15 protein-coding genes are annotated in these 16,312 nt (G+C 58.8%); 4 read left to right on the top strand and 11 right to left on the bottom strand.

Annotation, left to right across the window (positions count from 1 at the left end; genetic code table 11):
* Positions 1-12: 12 nt before the first annotated feature.
* Together HQ945_RS02715 and HQ945_RS02710 are read right to left on the bottom strand one after the other, a co-directional pair.
* On the bottom strand, positions 13-1,521 hold the full coding sequence (locus HQ945_RS02715; protein ID WP_091919223.1) for an AMP nucleosidase: 1,509 nt from the start codon (positions 1,519-1,521) through the stop codon (positions 13-15).
* A gap of 45 nt (positions 1,522-1,566) precedes the next feature.
* Positions 1,567-1,731, bottom strand: a complete 165-nt coding sequence (locus HQ945_RS02710; protein WP_162737277.1) for a hypothetical protein — start codon at positions 1,729-1,731, stop codon at positions 1,567-1,569.
* A 182-nt stretch (positions 1,732-1,913) separates the two neighbouring features.
* On the opposite strand from HQ945_RS02710, the gene HQ945_RS02705 reads away from it, so the two are divergent.
* A complete protein-coding gene (locus HQ945_RS02705; protein ID WP_091921357.1) occupies positions 1,914-2,615 on the top strand; it encodes a glutathione S-transferase N-terminal domain-containing protein in 702 nt (233 codons plus the stop codon).
* Positions 2,616-2,650: 35 nt separating this feature from the next.
* On the opposite strand, the gene chrA is transcribed toward HQ945_RS02705, so the two are convergent.
* From chrA to HQ945_RS02690, 3 genes are all read right to left on the bottom strand, one after another.
* Complete coding sequence (gene chrA / locus HQ945_RS02700; RefSeq protein ID WP_113282002.1) at positions 2,651-4,111, bottom strand: chromate efflux transporter; 1,461 nt, start codon at positions 4,109-4,111, stop codon at positions 2,651-2,653.
* On the bottom strand, positions 4,062-4,880 hold the full coding sequence (locus HQ945_RS02695) for a chromate resistance protein ChrB domain-containing protein (protein ID WP_113282001.1): 819 nt from the start codon (positions 4,878-4,880) through the stop codon (positions 4,062-4,064). The genes chrA and HQ945_RS02695 overlap by 50 nt, the downstream gene beginning before the upstream one ends.
* Positions 4,881-6,117: 1,237 nt before the next feature.
* On the bottom strand, positions 6,118-6,519 hold the full coding sequence (locus tag HQ945_RS02690; protein WP_113282000.1) for a GFA family protein: 402 nt from the start codon (positions 6,517-6,519) through the stop codon (positions 6,118-6,120).
* A 167-nt stretch (positions 6,520-6,686) separates the two neighbouring features.
* Here HQ945_RS02690 and bla point away from each other — a divergent pair, with 167 nt between their 5' ends.
* Complete coding sequence (bla, locus tag HQ945_RS02685) at positions 6,687-7,577, top strand: class A beta-lactamase (protein WP_246272473.1); 891 nt, start codon at positions 6,687-6,689, stop codon at positions 7,575-7,577.
* Between the two features lie 1,042 nt (positions 7,578-8,619).
* Here the strand turns inward: bla and HQ945_RS02680 are convergent.
* Positions 8,620-8,967, bottom strand: coding sequence for a DUF2147 domain-containing protein (locus HQ945_RS02680; RefSeq protein ID WP_174207627.1), 348 nt, complete (start codon positions 8,965-8,967; stop codon positions 8,620-8,622).
* A gap of 449 nt (positions 8,968-9,416) precedes the next feature.
* On the opposite strand from HQ945_RS02680, the gene HQ945_RS02675 reads away from it, so the two are divergent.
* Both HQ945_RS02675 and HQ945_RS02670 read left to right on the top strand, forming a co-directional pair.
* Complete coding sequence (locus HQ945_RS02675; RefSeq protein ID WP_027229913.1) at positions 9,417-9,683, top strand: SEL1-like repeat protein; 267 nt, start codon at positions 9,417-9,419, stop codon at positions 9,681-9,683.
* A gap of 170 nt (positions 9,684-9,853) precedes the next feature.
* Positions 9,854-10,060, top strand: coding sequence for a hypothetical protein (locus tag HQ945_RS02670; protein ID WP_091919206.1), 207 nt, complete (start codon positions 9,854-9,856; stop codon positions 10,058-10,060).
* Between the two features lie 90 nt (positions 10,061-10,150).
* On the opposite strand, the gene HQ945_RS02665 is transcribed toward HQ945_RS02670, so the two are convergent.
* From HQ945_RS02665 to HQ945_RS02645, 5 genes are all read right to left on the bottom strand, one after another.
* On the bottom strand, positions 10,151-10,678 hold the full coding sequence (locus HQ945_RS02665; RefSeq protein ID WP_027229911.1) for a Dps family protein: 528 nt from the start codon (positions 10,676-10,678) through the stop codon (positions 10,151-10,153).
* A 97-nt stretch (positions 10,679-10,775) separates the two neighbouring features.
* Positions 10,776-12,782, bottom strand: a complete 2,007-nt coding sequence (locus tag HQ945_RS02660; protein WP_113282078.1) for an acetyl-CoA carboxylase biotin carboxylase subunit — start codon at positions 12,780-12,782, stop codon at positions 10,776-10,778.
* Between the two features lie 21 nt (positions 12,783-12,803).
* Complete coding sequence (locus tag HQ945_RS02655) at positions 12,804-14,411, bottom strand: carboxyl transferase domain-containing protein (protein ID WP_113281999.1); 1,608 nt, start codon at positions 14,409-14,411, stop codon at positions 12,804-12,806.
* A gap of 56 nt (positions 14,412-14,467) precedes the next feature.
* Entirely contained in the window at positions 14,468-15,631 is a 1,164-nt protein-coding gene (locus HQ945_RS02650; protein ID WP_113281998.1) for an isovaleryl-CoA dehydrogenase, read from the bottom strand.
* Positions 15,597-16,253: a TetR/AcrR family transcriptional regulator gene (locus HQ945_RS02645; RefSeq protein WP_113281997.1), complete on the bottom strand. Its 657-nt coding sequence runs from the start codon at positions 16,251-16,253 to the stop codon at positions 15,597-15,599. Before HQ945_RS02645 ends, HQ945_RS02650 begins: the two co-directional genes overlap by 35 nt.
* Between the last annotated feature and the right edge of the window lie 59 nt (positions 16,254-16,312).

The raw sequence follows: 16,312 nt of genomic DNA, 5'->3' as shown, positions 1-16,312 counted from the left end.
TCGCTTGATGTGCTACTGAAATGCCATCTCGTAGAAACTGCGCAGCTTGCGCGAGTGCAGTTTCTCGGGTGGCATTTCAGCCAGCTTCTCCAGCGCGCGAATGCCGATCTGCAAATGCTGGGCCACCTGGCGCTTGTAGAACTCCGTCGCCATGCCCGGCAGCTTGAGTTCGCCATGCAGCGGCTTGTCGGAAACACAGAGCAGCGTGCCGTAAGGGACGCGGAAGCGGAAGCCGTTCGCAGCGATCGTCGCCGATTCCATATCGAGCGCAATGGCCCGCGACTGTGACAGGCGTTTCACCGGACCGCGCTGGTCGCGCAATTCCCAATTGCGGTTGTCGATCGTCGCCACCGTGCCTGTGCGCATGATGCGCTTCAGATCATAGCCCTCGAGCCCGGTAATTTCGGCGACAGCCTGTTCCAGCGCCACCTGAACTTCGGCAAGAGCAGGGATCGGCACCCATACGGGCAGGTCATCGTCAAGCACATGGTCCTCGCGCACATAGGCATGCGCCAGCACATAGTCTCCGAGCGCCTGCGTATTGCGCAGGCCCGCGCAATGCCCGAGCATCAGCCATGCATGCGGACGCAAGACCGCGATGTGATCCGTGATCGTCTTGGCATTGGAGGGGCCGACGCCGATATTGACCATGGTGATTCCCGAACCATTGCGGCGTTCGAGGTGGTAGGCCGGCATTTGCGGCATGCGACCTGCCGGAACGCCCGATGTCGGCGCGCTGCTGCCTGCCTCGGTGATCAGGTTGCCTGGCTCGATGAAACGCTCATAGCCGCCACCACCGGCTGCCATGAGCTTGCGCGCCCACACGCAGAACTCATCGATATAGAACTGATAGTTGGTAAACAGCACATAGTTCTGAAAATGCACCGGATGCGTGGCCGTATAGTGCGACAGCCGGTGCAGGGAATAATCGACGCGCTGTGCCGTGAAAGGCGATAGCGGCATGATGCCATCGAGGTCGTCCGCCTCGTATTCGCCATTGACGATGCGGTCGTCGGTTGCATTGAGGTCCGGCACATCGAAAAGATCGCGCAGTGGCCGTGTGAACGCATCGGCGATCGAGGATTCAACATGCGTTCCTTCAAGGAAGGCGAAGTGGATCGGGATAGGCGTCGTCGATTCCTGCACAGTCACCGGTCCGCCGTGGTTGCGGATCAAGAGCTTTATCTGTTCCTCGAGGTAACTTGCAAATAGGTCGGGGCGGGTAATGGTCGCCGCGTACTGGCCGGGCGAAGACACATGGCCGAAGGCAAGGCGCGAGTCGATCTGCGCATAGCTTGACGTGGAAAGCTGCACCTCGGGGTAAAAGGCGCGAAAATGCAGCGTGTCCTTGGCTTCGCCTTTCGCGACCTTGTCGAAGGCGTCGCGCAGGAATTGCGTATTGCGCTCGTAGATCCGGCGCAGCGCGTCGACAGCCGCATGCTCGTCCATGAACTCTTCGGGTTCAACATGCGGCGGCATGCTGATCGTGACAGGCTTTCTTGTTCCGATTCGTTTATCCATCCCCGCAATATAGTCGCTCCGGGTGACAGTTGAAATGCACCTGTCTCAAACGCGCTGCAAGGCAACGAGGAGTACGAGCCCAATGCCGCCATTGGATGGCGAGCGGCTTTCATAGCTGGCCGCAAAGGCGATGACCGGCCCGACGAGGATCGCCGAAAAGACAAGCGCCCTCAGGAAAATCAGCGAAAAGTTTGCTGTCGACCGCATCATGTCCCGGAATCTCCTCGGCCCGCTTCGGCACCCATCGTATCGAGCGCAAATTAGGCGAGGCGTGCTGAACCAAAGCTGAGACCGCCGTTCATCTGGCGTTCAACGGAATTGCATGGCCCATCTTGCGCGCGGCTATGGAAGTTCTATTTCTCTTGAACATTCCCCCACGCATGGAGACTGCGATGACCTCCCAAACCAGACCGATCGAACTCTATTACTGGCCGACGCCCAACGGCTGGAAAATATCCATCATGCTCGAGGAGCTCGGCGTTCCCTACGATCTGAAACTTGTCAACATCGGCAAGGGCGAACAGTTCGAGCCTTCTTTCCTGAAGATCGCCCCCAACAACCGTATGCCGGCCATCATCGACCCCGAGGGACCGGGCGGAAAGCCAATCTCGGTGTTCGAATCCGGCGCGATCCTGCAATACCTCGGCCGGAAATTCGGAAAATTCTATCCGCAGGAGGAACGCAGCCGCGTCGCGGTTGAAGAATGGCTGTTCTGGCAGGTGGGCGGTCTCGGCCCGATGGCCGGCCAAGCGCATCATTTCCGTCAATATGCCCCCGAGAAGATCGAATATGCGTTCAATCGCTATACCAACGAGGTAAACCGCCTTTATGGCGTGATGAACCGGCGGCTTGCCGAGCACGACTATCTTGCCGGCGATTATTCCATCGCCGACATGGCCGCCTTTGGCTGGGTCGTGCCGCATGCCAATCAGGGTCAGGATTTGAACGAGTTTCCAAATCTGAAGCGCTGGTTCGAAGCGATCGGTGCGCGGCCCGCCGTGAAGCGGGGGCTCGAACTCGGCAAAGAAGAGCGGCGCAATCTCGCCGACGACGAGGAAGCCAAGAAGGTGCTCTTCGGCCAGCGGGCCCGCTGAACCCTGCACAATTGAAGCCCTGACGGGGCAGGGCTTCAATTCAGCCCGTGGAAGAGATACCACGCCATGCCCGCCAATGACGTGGCAAGAAGCGTCGGCAACATTCCCCACCTCAGCCAGAAAATGGCGGCGATCGCGCTGGCGGTCAGCGCGACGGAAGCGAGGTTGACAGAAGAGAGCACCGGCACGTCGATCGTGATGCCCAATGCCTCCCAGCGAACGATGCTGGTGAACATCACGTGCAGCGCGAACCACACGGCAAGGTTGGTGATCACGCCGACGATGGCGGCGGTAATCGCGGTCATCGCTCCTGTCAGCGCCCGGTTGTTGCGAAGCCGCTCTATGAAGGGAGCCCCAAGGAAAATCCACAGAAAACACGGCACGAACGTCACCCATGTCGTCAGGATCGAGGCGAGCACGGCTGCCGTGAGCGGGGGCAACGAACCGGGCGCTCGATAGGCGCCGAGGAAACCGACGAACTGTACCACCATGATCAGCGGTCCCGGCGTCGTCTCCGCCATGCCAAGCCCGTCCAGCATTTCCCCGGGCTGCAGCCATCCATAATGCTGGACCGCCTGCTGGGCGACGTATGAGAGAACCGCGTAGGCGCCGCCGAACGTTACCATCGCCATTTTACTGAAGAAAATGCCGATTTGGCTGAACACATTGTCCGGTCCGAGAGCGAGGACTATGGCACCGACCGGCGCAAGCCAAAGGACGAGAAGGACGGCGCCTATCTTCAGCGACCAGGCGAGATTCGGCCGGGCGTGTTCGGGCGTGTCTTCGCCGAGCGCCGAGTCCCGGTCCGCAAGACCGGAGGTTGCATCGCCATGACCTCCGCCTAATTGAAACAGCGTCGATCCGGTTTTTCCTCCGATGAAGCCGATCAATGCCGCGATGAGAACGATGAGTGGAAAAGGCGCGTGCAGGACGAAAATTGCCACGAAAGCGGCAATGGCGATTGACACCATGACCCAATTCTTGAGCGCGCGCCCGCCAATCCGCACCACCGCCTGCAGCACGATGGCAAGCACGGCTGCTTTGAGGCCGAAGAACAGCCCCGCCACCATCCCGACATTGCCAAACAGGACGTAGATGACGCTGAGGCCGAGGATCGACAGAAAGCCGGGAAGGACAAACAGCGTGCCGGCAACAAGGCCGCCTTTGGTCCGGTGCAGCAGCCAGCCAATATAGATCGCCAGCTGCTGCGCCTCGGGTCCGGGCAGGAGCATGCAATAATTGAGGGCATGCAGAAACCTGTTCTCGCCGATCCAGCGCTTCTCATCGACGAGAATACGATGCATCACCGCGATTTGCCCGGCGGGCCCGCCGAAGCTCAATGATGCGACACGCATCCAGACACGCAGGGCTTCACCGAGCGAGATGTCATGGCCCGTTCGCCCTTGGGATACGGCGTTCACGCCATCGGGTGCTGAAACGGTCAACTCATGCACCAAGCTTGCGATTAGGCCAGTTATGCGTTTCGCCCGTCGCATCACGGCACCAGCGATAGAATGCGTCGTAGAGCGTCATGCCAGCTTCCAACTGTGCCAGATCGTCAGAATACATTCGGGACAGGCCGAGCGATGCGGCAAGCAATCCCGGAGCCTCAGGTGCAAGGTCCGGCCGGGCGGTATCCGCACCGCGCACAATCGTTGCAAGGCGCGTCAACGGTGCTGACGTCAAGCCGAATTCCTCGATCATCACGTCGAACGTGCAAAGTTCGCCGCGATGGCTCCAGAACACGTCTTCGATATCAAAGGGCGTCGCTCCAAAACGCTCGGCCACCGCCCCGACCTCCGCAGGCGCGACGAACAGGAACGCGGCATCAGGGTCGATAAACCGACGGATCAGCCAAGGACAGGCAATCCTGTCGATCTTCGGCCGCGCCCGCGTAACCCAGATTGTCGGTCCATTCGGGTCTGCCGCCGGCAGCCGTAACACGCGAACCAGCGGCAGAGATGCCGTCACCCACGCCTCGTAACCGCCGTCGAGCGATTCGGCCGGCACACCGTGATAGCGCAGCAGCGCCGCGGTCCCCTCGCTGAGCTTCCTGCCTTGCTGGCAGATGACGATTGCCCGTTTGCCGACGAGTTCATCGCGCCAGGTTTCGATTGCCGCATATGACCGACGGCGTGAGCCGGGAATCAATCGCTCATCGAGGGCAAAGTCCTCGTCCGTACGGACGTCGATAAGGACAGGGCATGCCGGCGTTCCGATAAGCCGTGCCAGTTTTTCGGGTGAAATTCGTGTCGTCGAAGACATTTCGCGTCCCTCCGCTAAAGTGGGGTTGTTGGACGCGATACTTGGGCATGACGCCTCGTGGGGAGACCGCAATCCCCATAAGGTTATGATTGTCACGAAACAGGATTATGTCAACAAGAGCGAAAGCAAGAGGCTGTCCCCGCGGGCACCCCAGCTAATAGGGTCTGCAAACTCGTCTCAACCAACTCGTGTAGCAAATTCACTTCCGACACCAAGGCTTAAAGTCCTTAGCCAACACGGCGCTGCAAGCTCGCTGCCGTTGACAAGGCTCGGCAAACTCGTCTCAATCAACGTGCATAGCCAATTCACTTCCGCCATCAAGGCTCAAAGTCCTGAGCCAACACGGCGCTGCAAGCTCGCTGCCGCTGCGAAGGCTCGGTAAACTCGTCGCAACCAACTCGCGCAGCAAATTCACTCCCGCTACCAAGGCACGGCGAAGTCTGCAAACGACAGGGTTTGGCGAATGCCGTGCCGTCACCAAAGCTAGGCAAACTCGTCTCAACCAACTCGCGTAGCGAATTCACTTCCGCCGCCTGGGCTCGGCCAAGTTTCCCAACCAACAGGGCCGGGCGACTCGCTGCCGCCTACAGGGCTCGGCCAATGCCTCGGCCAGTGCTCGGCAGATCGCGGTCGCAACCAACATTGGACAAAGTCCGCAACCAGCAGTGCTCAGCAACTCGCTGCCGCCTACAGGGCTCGGCCAAGGCATCGGCCAGCGCTCGGCAACTTGCGGCCACTAACAAGGCGTAAAGTCGTCCGCCCACGCGGCGCTGCAAAATCGCTGCGACCAGGCACGGGAAACTCATCCACCACAAGAAAAAGGCAGCCATGGGGGGACTTCCATGGCTGCCTGTCTTTTTGCCCGTAACCAGCGAAGGAGCTGCTCGAGCGCATTGGTCCTGCGGTTGCCTGGCCCGACAAAAGTTCGGGCACATGCCTCAAGAAAGGAATGGCCTACGCACCATTCTATCCCTGATCCTCCCGAAATTTCGGCTTTATGTGCAGGGAGGGTTTGCACATAAACGACTGGATACTTAAGACACCAGCAACCGCAGGATAAAGGTGGTCAACAACAGTGCATTTCGAAAACAACTACACGCTAAAATCGATTTCTTTATAGCCGGGGGAATTGTTCGAAACAATTAGACATTAGTCTAATATGCTGTAAATAAAGGGCTTTTCACGCCGTAGAGTGTTGTTTTTGCTCGCTCATTTTTGTTAGAACTCAAAATCCCATCTAAAGATGGCGCACTTCCTGCGGCCGCCGCTCCCAGTGGTCGTGGAGCCCATCCTGATACTCCAAAGGCGCCGCTACCAGGTCTTTGACAGGCATATCATCGAGGCAGGCGACATTGACGCCATAGAACTTTCCCATGCTTTCCTTCTCGCCCTGACCGAACGGTTTCATGCCGCATGTGTCGCAAAAGAAATGGGTAATTGCGCCGCCGCCAAAACGATACGCGGTCAATTTTTCTGACCCAGTAACGACACGAAGTTCATCGCCGCCGACGATCACCTTCCAGAAACGGCCTTTGGCGCAGACCGAACAATTGCACTTGCTGGTGCCCTGAGTAAGGTCGATGTCGGCCTCGAAACGAACCGCTCCGCAATGACAGCTCCCATGATAGGTCTTTCGCATCGTTCCCTCCTGAGTTTACCAAGAAGTTAAATAACCTAAGGGTTTACTGTTGGTCAAGTTCAGACGCTCTTTTTCGTCACAGTTTCTCCACGGAATTTGCCAGTTCGGATCGCAGCTTTCGCCACGCGTGAATCGCGCAGTCGGTTTGTAAGACATGGAGATATGAAATGAGTGGTTCAATTACCCGCCGCGGAGCATTGCTCGGATCGATGCTGGTGATACCGGCATTGGCGTTGCCGAGGGCTTTGGCCTATGCCGCGCCGGCCGAAAGGGTTGATCTCGATGCGGCGTTCAAGGGGCTAGAGGAAAAGACCGGTGCACGCCTTGGGGTTGCAGCACTCGACACGGCGAGCGACAGCAAGATCGAATACGGCGCGCATGAGCGCTTTGCGATGTGCAGCACGTTCAAGTTCCTGGCCGCGGCAGCGGTACTGGCGAAAGTCGATCGCAAGGAAGAAAAACTTGACCGGGTCATTAAATATGGCAAGGGCGACCTTGTTGCCGGCTCGCCCGCCACGGGAAAGCATGTCGACGAGGGCATGACCCTTGCTGCACTCTGCGAAGCTGCGATCACGTTGAGCGACAATACCGCCGGCAATCTCCTGCTGGACAATCTCGGCGGACCGAAAGGTCTGACACAATATGCGCGCAGCCTCGGCGATGCGACGTTTCGACTGGACCGGCGCGAGACAGAACTGAACGAGGCGGCGCCCGGCGATCCGCGTGACACCATTACGCCGGCGCACATTTTGAAAGATCTGCAGAAAACGGTTCTCGGCAACGCGCTGGCGAAATCCTCACGCGATCAACTCATCGAGTGGCTGCTTGCGAACAAGACCGGCGACAAACGTCTGCGCGGCGGCTTGCCCAAGGGCTGGAGCGTCGGCGACAAAACCGGTACCAGCGACAGCGGCATGGCCAATGATATCGCCGTGATCTGGCCGCCAAGCCGCAAGCCGATCCTGCTGGCCGTCTATCTCTACGATCCGAAGGGAACCGCGGATAGCCGGAATGAAATTCACCGGAAGGTGGCAAGCCTGGTCGCTGAGAACATCTGAGATTTGCTGGGCGGCGATCCGGTCGCCGCTCAAACAGAACGCGGGCAGAGTGGTCCCTGTTGTTATCAGCGCCAAGTGTGCCGTACGATTCCCACGGCGGTTATCCCCCGGCGGTCCCCACTTGCGTCAAAAAGGGTCATCTGCACTGCGTCGCCTCGGGCCGTTCTCGTTGGGCTCCCCTCACTGCCGCCATCCACGGGATCTCCTCTCTGTCTTCCTCGGGCCCTTGTCCCGAGGATCCATCGTCGACGCTGTTTGCGCCGCGAAGGGAAGAGTGGGTCCTCGGGGCTAACGCCCGAGGATGACGGCGGAGAGGGTGGATGATGGGAATTTATGCGAGAAGCTCCGCCACTCAGCCATCGAAGTCCGCTCGTTCAACTCCGTCCTATGGATAAACATCGGACGGGGGAGTGCAGACGGCGGACTGACCCACTACCGTCACCGGTGGCCGTGCTCACTTCCTCCATCCTTCGGCAGTCTGCACTGCCGTCACCGCGGACGCTGTTCGGCCACGGAGGGAGAACGTCCCTCTGGCTCCCCTCACTTCCGTCATCCTCGGGCCCTTGTCCCGAGGATCCATCGCGGACGCTGTCTGCCCACGAAGAAAGAATGGGTCCTCGGGTCTAACGCCCGAGGATGACGGCGGAGAGGGTGGATGATGGGAATTTATGCGAGGATTGCCGCCACTCAGCCATCGAAGTCCGCTCATTCGACTCCGTCCTATGGATAAACATCGGACGGGGGAGTGCAGACGGCGGACTGACCCACTGCCGTCACCTTGGGCCTGTTCCACTTCCTCCATCCTTCGGCAGTCTGCACTGCCGTCACCGCGGGCGCTGTTCGGCCACGGAGGGAGGACGTCCCTCTGGCTCCCCTCACTTCCGTCATCCTCGGGCCCTTGTCGCGAGGATCCATCGTCGACGTTGTTTGCCTCACGAAGCGAAGAATGGTCCTCGGGTCAAGAGCTCGGAGAGGGTGGATAATGTAAACGCATGCGAGAACCGCCGGCGCCCGGCTCCCAAAAGTCTGTCCCACCCGACCTCTACTGGCGCGTCAGGCTCTCGCTCTTGCAGATGAGCCCGCCCATGACACAGCCTGAAAGCGAAAGGGTCGCCCCGGTCGCCGTCGCCTTGCCATTATAGGTCTTGCCCTCATCGAGCTTGTTGACCGTGCCCTTGTAGGAACCGCTCTTGCCGGACATCGAGCCGATCGACTTTCCCTTGTATTCGCCGGTCATCACCGTGCCGCAATAAGTATCTGTCCCACAGGACAAATATTGAATGATGGTGCCGTTTGGCCGCTTCCACGATCCGACGATCGCTTCTTCTGCAAGGGCAGGGCCAGCCATAAGGACAAGGCCGGTGCAGGCCAAAACTATATTGCGCTTCATGAATTTCCTCCCGATACGCGGCGATCTCTCCAGCATCGCTTTCTTACGCAAACGTAAACGTAAATCAAAATACCAGTGAAAGAAAGCGGCCCAGTCAGAAATCCGCCTGTTTTAAACAGCGTGGCGTTCGGGTGAATTGCCGAAGTTCAGATTCGCAAACCGCGCGTTTGGTTATCAAACTCTTCAGGCGGTCGGATCCGATTTTAGGCAAATTTGCGGCAAATGCCTGCAATTGCTGGCGTGCTATATTTAATGAATTGCGAAGTTTACGAGTTGTTTTTGTTTTGTTTGTGGGTGGTTAATCATGGCTTTTAACAGCAATTTCAAGCCTATCGTTCATTCTCGAAAGCATCGAAAGAGCACGCCGAAACAAACAAATGGCGGTTCTCAGAAGTCTAACAGGGCTTTTCGTTCGACGCGAATTTGGTTCAACAAGGGGTTTGACTGAAATGGCACGCTTTGATCTTCAGACTGTCGAAACCGGCGACGCCGGTGGCTCCGCCCAGACCGACATCCTCTTCGAAATGGGCATCATGTATGCGACCGGTCGCGATTGCGCCATCGACCTGGTGGCCGCGCACAAATGGTTCAACATCGCCGCCATCAAGGGCTGCGATCGCGCCGCGGAACTGCGGGCCGAACTTGGCAAGACAATGTCCAAGATTGATCTCGCAACCGCCCTGCGCGAAGCCCGCGAATGGATGACGGCACACTGATCTGTCGGAATGGACACAACCTTAGCGTGTAGAAAATTCTCGTCTGCACCCTATGGCTAGATTGCAAGCCGTGGATGGACACAAGATTGTGATTACAGTATACGTTGGCCATACTGCTACGCTACAACTATAAGTATTGTATTTATTGCAACCACGGCGGACGGACATTCATGGATGAACTCGAAGAATTGCTCGCTAGGCTCACGGCTGCCCAAAGGCAGCTGATAACGAGCTCAGCCAAGACCAAGACATTTCCTGACAACAATACTTTGCAGAAGATCGCAACGCTGGCCCTCAACATTTCATCGGTCGAGACCATGATTGTCGAGACGCAAGCCCGCGCGCAGGTGGCAAGGCTGGCCAAGGCGAACGATTAGGCACGTCTTGTTTGGATAGTATCGGTCTGCCGAGGAAATTACGCAAACAAACCGGCCGCCGGGACGGCCGGGTTATCCGTAACGGATCGATCAGACGCCAGCCGGGCCGACGCGCGATGCTTCAAACAGGAACCAATGGCGCCGCTCGGACTCGTCGATATAGTTCTCTATGATGCTGGTCGTGGCGCTGTCATTGTATTCGCTGCAAAGCTCATGCACCTGGCGCAGATAGCCGATGAAGCTCTTTGTATCGTCGCGTAGCTCGGCGATCATGTCTTCAGGCGTCACGAAATTCGCGTCATTGTCGAGAAGGCGCTGTTTCGACGAAATCTGCCCGATGGACTTGAGCGTGGTGCCGCCGATCTTGCGGACGCGTTCAGCAAGAACGTCGGTCATGGCGAAGATCTGTTCGCCCTGCTCGTCGAGCATCAGATGATAGTCGCGAAAATGCGGGCCGCTCATGTGCCAGTGAAAATTCTTGGTTTTCATGTAAAGCGCGAATGTATCGGCAAGCAGCGCATTGACGGCGGCCGAAATATCGCGCGTCGCCTTTTCCCCAAGGTCGGTAGGGGTGGCGAGGGGCGCGCGCTTTATCGTCTGGAGGGATTTTGTGGCCATAGGTAATCTCCTGAATTAAAGGCGGGAACATAGCCCGGTGCCCGCTGCTGCGGGCCCCGCGCCACTTTCCTAGCATGCCGAAGGCGTGCTTGCTGCCTCAAATCTTTGAAGAATCATTGCCCGCGTCTTCAAACCGCACGAGCGACGACTTTTCTTTGACCTGCGTGCCTTCGCTGGCAATTTCGGCAATCCGGCCATCATGCGGTGCGGTAATCGAATGCTCCATCTTCATGGCTTCGAGGACGAGCAAAACCTGCCCCTTCTTGACCTGATCGCCCACCGCAAAGCGCACAGATTTCACGAGGCCCGGCATTGGCGCGGCAAGACGATCGCCGCCACCGCCCGCCGCTTCGGCAAGGAGGAACGGGTCGGCAACGCTGAACGTCGCCGCCGCGCCCTTGGCAAGCACCGCGACCCCATGCGGTATCGTCATGGCCTTGGCGTGAAGATTTATGCCCTTGCCGGTGACATGCCACGTGGCCGGTCCATGGCGAACGCGCAGTTCCTGCGTATCGGCGGGACTGGAAATTCCGTATCGCTCATCGCCGAGAACCGACACCTCGTAACGAGTGATCGCTCCGTTTTCCTCAAGCATCACAGGATAGGCGAGGGTTGCATGATGGCTGTAACCGCGCAAGGCGGTCCAGGGATCGGTGGAAACCGGGCGCTTAAGCAGGCCGCTTGCAAAGAGAATGGCGAGTTCCTTCGCCCCTGCTTCAATCGCAACCGGCGCGATAAGCCCGGCAAGATCGCGGTCGATCAGCCCCGTATCAACATCGCCTGCGGCAAATCCAGGATGCCGCACCAGCGCCGCGAGAAAGGCCGTGTTTGTGACCGTCCCGGCGACTTCCGTCTCGCTCAGCGCGTTTTGCATCGCGCGGAGCGCGGCAGCCCGATCCGCGCCGTGAACCACAAGCTTGGCGATCATCGGATCGTAGAACGGCGAAATCTCGTCGCCGCTGCGAACTCCGGTCTCGACCCGTACCGCACCGTCCTTGACGGCATTGGGGAAGGCGAGGTGATAGAGCGTCCCGGTGGCAGGCAGGAAGCTCTTTGCCGGATCCTCCGCATAGAGGCGAACCTCGATGGAATGGCCGTTGAGAGGGATATTCGCTTGAGCCAATGGCAGCTTCTCGCCGGCTGCCACACGCAATTGCCATTCCACAAGGTCGAGACCTGTGACCATTTCCGTCACGGGATGTTCGACTTGAAGGCGCGTGTTCATCTCCATGAACCAGAAGCGGTCGGGCCGCAGGCCTTCCGTTGCGTCGACGATGAACTCAATCGTGCCTGCGCCGGAATATTTGATCGCCTGCGCCGCCTTGACCGCGGCTCCGGTCATCGCCTCGCGCATTTCCGCGGTTATTCCGGGGGCAGGAGCCTCCTCGATCACTTTCTGATGCCGGCGTTGCAGCGAGCAATCGCGCTCGTAAAGGTGAACGGCATTGCCATGATTGTCGCCGAAGACCTGCACTTCGATATGCCGGGGCTTCGCGATGTATTTTTCGACGAGAACCCGGTCGTCGCCGAAGGCACTCTTGGCTTCGCGCCGAGCGCTACCGAGGGCTTCGGCGAAGTCGTCGGGGCTGTCGACCTTGCGCATGCCCTTGCCGCCGCCGCCAGCGCGGGCCTTGATCAGCACCGGATAACCGATTTCACGCGCTTTGGATGCGAGCACGACGAGTTCCTGCGCCTCGCCATGATAGCCCGGAACGACGGGAACGCCGGCCTTTTCCATCAGCCGCTTCGCCGCGTCCTTCAGACCCATCGCGCGGATCGAATCAGCCGACGGTCCGATGAAGACAAGGCCGGCTTTGACCACGGCATCGACGAAACCGGGATTTTCCGAAAGGAAACCGTAGCCGGGGTGGATTGCTTCGGCTCCCGTATCGAGCGCCGCCTTGATGATGTGGTCGGCGCGAAGATAACTGTCGGTGACCGGCGCCGGACCGATATTCACGGCCTCATCGGCCATGCCGACATGCAGCGCATGGGCGTCCGCATCGGAATAGACCGCTACCGTACTTATGCCGAGCTTCTGCGCCGTGCGAATGACACGGCAGGCGATCTCACCGCGATTGGCGATCAGGATTTTGGAGAACATTTTCGTCATGGTCTTTTTCCCCTACATCCTGAACACGCCGAAGCGGGTTTCTTCCACCGGCGCGTTCAGCGCGGCAGAGAGCGACAGCGCCAACACATCGCGGCTCTTGGCGGGGTCGATGATCCCGTCATCCCAAAGCCGTGCCGACGAATAGAGCGGATGACCCTCGCGCTCGTATTTTTCGAGAATCGGCGCGCGGAACGCAGCCTCTTCAGCCGTGGTCCATTCACCGCCCTTGCGTTCGATGCCTTCGCGCTTGACCAGGGCAAGCACCGTAGCGGCCTGTTCGCCCCCCATCACTGAAATGCGGGCGTTCGGCCACATCCACAGGAAGCGCGGCGAAAAGGCCCGTCCGCACATGCCGTAATTGCCGGCGCCGAACGAGCCGCCGACAATCATCGTGACCTTGGGTACCCGCGCCGTTGCAACGGCCGTGACGAGCTTGGCTCCGTCCTTGGCAATGCCGCGCGCCTCGTAGGAGCGGCCGACCATGAAGCCTGTGATATTTTGCAGGAAGACGATGGGAATGCCGCGCTGGGTGCATAGCTCGATAAAATGCGTACCCTTGAGTGCGCTTTCCGAAAAGAGCACGCCATTATTGGCGATGATGCCGACAGGCATGCCGTAAAGATGGGCAAAGCCCGTGACCAGCGTCGTGCCGTAGTTCTGCTTGAACTCGTCGAACTCCGAGCCGTCAACGATGCGGGCAATCAGTTCGCGCACATCGTATGGCTGGCGCAAATCGGTCGGAACGATGCCGTAGAGTTCGGCCGGGTCATACAGCGGCGGACTCACTTTGCGAAGATCGAGCCCTATCGTCTTCTTTCGATTGAGATTTGCGACAATGCGGCGCGCAATGGCGAGCGCATGTGCGTCATCCATCGCGTAGTGATCGGCCACACCGGATTCGCGTGTGTGAAGATCGGCGCCGCCAAGGTCCTCAGCCGACACGTCCTCGCCCGTCGCCGCCTTGACCAGCGGCGGACCACCGAGGAAAATCGTTGCCTGCCCCTTCACCATGATTGTTTCTTCCGACATCGCCGGAACGTAGGCGCCGCCCGCGGTGCACGATCCCATGACGACGGCAATTTGCGGAATGCCCGCCGCCGACATATTGGCCTGATTGTAAAAGATACGGCCGAAATGCTCGCGGTCTGGAAACACTTCATCCTGGTTCGGCAGGTTTGCGCCGCCGGAATCGACGAGGTAAATGCAAGGCAGGTTGTTCTGGAGCGCGATTTCCTGGGCGCGCAGATGCTTCTTCACAGTGAGCGGGTAGTAGGTGCCGCCTTTGACCGTGGCATCGTTGACAACGATCATGACTTCCTTGCCCGATACCCGCCCAATACCTGCGATAAGCCCGGCAGACGAAATGTCGTCGTCATACATGCCCCAAGCGGCAAACTGACCGATTTCGAGAAAGGGCGAGCCTGCATCCAGGAGTTGGGCCAGGCGGTCGCGCGGCAGAAGCTTGCCGCGCGACGTATGGCGCTTGCGCGCCTCTTCGGTGCCGCCAAGATTGACCTTTGCTGCCTTGGTCTCGATTTCGCTGACCAGCGCCTGCATCCGCGCCCGATTCGCGATAAAGACGTCGGACGTGGTGCTGACCTCGGATGAAAGAATCGTCATGCGGTCTCCTGTAGGATCAATTGATTGGCAGCGGAAACTCGAAACGCGACAGGCAGCTACTGTGACTCGGCAAACATCTCCCTGCCGATCAGCATGCGGCGAATTTCGCTGGTGCCGGCTCCGATTTCGTAAAGCTTCGCATCGCGCAGAAGCCTGCCGGTCGGATAGTCGTTGATGTAGCCGTTGCCGCCGAGCGCCTGGATGGCCTCGAGCGCACACCACGTTGCCTTTTCGGCGGCGTAGAGAATACAGCCGGCGGCGTCCTTGCGCGTGGTTTCGGCGCGATCGCAGGCCGCCGCCACCGCGTAGACATAGGCGCGGCAGGCGTTCATCGTCGTATACATATCGGCGAGCTTGCCCTGCATGAGCTGGAACTCGCCGATCGGCTGGCCGAACTGCTTGCGCTCATGCACATAGGGAACGACCACATCGAGGCAGGCCGCCATGATGCCGAGCGGACCGCCGGCAAGAACGACGCGCTCATAGTCGAGGCCGGACATCAGAATTTTGACGCCCTTGCCTTCCTCGCCAAGGACGTTCTCGAAGGGGACTTCACAATCCTCGAACACGAGTTCGCAGGTGTTCGAACCGCGCATGCCAAGCTTGTCGAGCTTCTGCGCCGTGCTGAACCCCTTGAACTCCTTCTCTATCAGGAAAGCCGTGACGCCGCGCGAACCGGCAGCAGCATCGGTCTTGGCGTACACGACGAGCGTATTGGCGTCCGGACCATTGGTGATCCACATCTTGTTGCCGTTGAGAACGTAGCGGTCGTTCTTCTTGTCGGCCCGGAGCTTCATCGAAACGACGTCCGACCCGGAACCCGGCTCCGACATCGCAAGTGCGCCCACATTCTCGCCGGTACAGAGTTTCGGCAGGAATTTTGCCTTTTGCTCGTCGGTGCCCCAGCGATTGATCTGGTTGACGCAGAGGTTGGAATGCGCGCCATAGGAAAGGGCGACCGAGGCCGACGCGCGCGACAGTTCCTCCATCGCCACCACATGAGCGAGGTAACTGAGCCCGGAACCACCAAATTCAGGATTGGCAGTCATGCCGAGAAGGCCGAGCGCACCCATCTCCTGCCACAGGTGCATGGGAAACTGGTTGGTTCGGTCGATCTCCGACGCGAGCGGCGCAATCTTCTCCTGGGCGAAACGATGTACGGTGTCGCGCAGCGCCTCGATGTCTTCAGAAACTCCGAACCTTAGTCCTGACTGATACATTGCGTCCTCCCGTGGTAGCTGTCTCGATCTTCTTGGCGCCAACAAGGCGCAATCCCATCTGAACGTATTTTTCCGCCACCTCGGTGACAGTAAGCCTGTCATCGCTGCGGAACCAGAGATTGATACCGGTCGTCATTCCAATGATCGCGCGTGTCATAAGCGCAATGTCATCGATGACGAACTTGCGGGCATCGAGCCCGTCGTCGAGAATTTCGCGCAAGCTGTTCTCGTATCGCCCGCGCAAGGCGACGATCACGGCGCGATTGTCGGCGTTGAGGCTGCGCAATTCCATATTGCCGATATGCACGTCATCGCGACGATCGGCATGATAAGTGATGTGGAATCGTATGAAAGCGGCGAATCGCTCGACGGGGTCTTCCACCCCAGAGCTCGTCTCCTCCCATGCGTCGATCAACCGGACCATGTGCGCGCGCATGAGCGAGAACAGCAATTGCTGCTTGTTGGGATAATAGTGATAGAAGGCGGCCGACTGGACGCCAACCTCATCGGCAAGCTGGCGCATCGACATCGCCTCATAGCCGACGCGCGCAATAAGACGCTTCGCAGCCGCGTCAATCGCGCTGCGTGTCTTAACGCCTTCAGATCCTGTGGTTCGTGCCATGGCGGGTTAATAAAACGATCGTTCGATTAATTCAACCCTACTTTTCCTATACGAAAGTC

The sequence above is a fragment of the Phyllobacterium pellucidum genome, from assembly GCF_013327855.1.
Taxonomy (GTDB): domain Bacteria; phylum Pseudomonadota; class Alphaproteobacteria; order Rhizobiales; family Rhizobiaceae; genus Phyllobacterium; species Phyllobacterium pellucidum.
The sequence above is the reverse complement of the archived record's forward strand: the minus strand, read 5'-3'. Positions and strand labels throughout refer to the sequence as shown.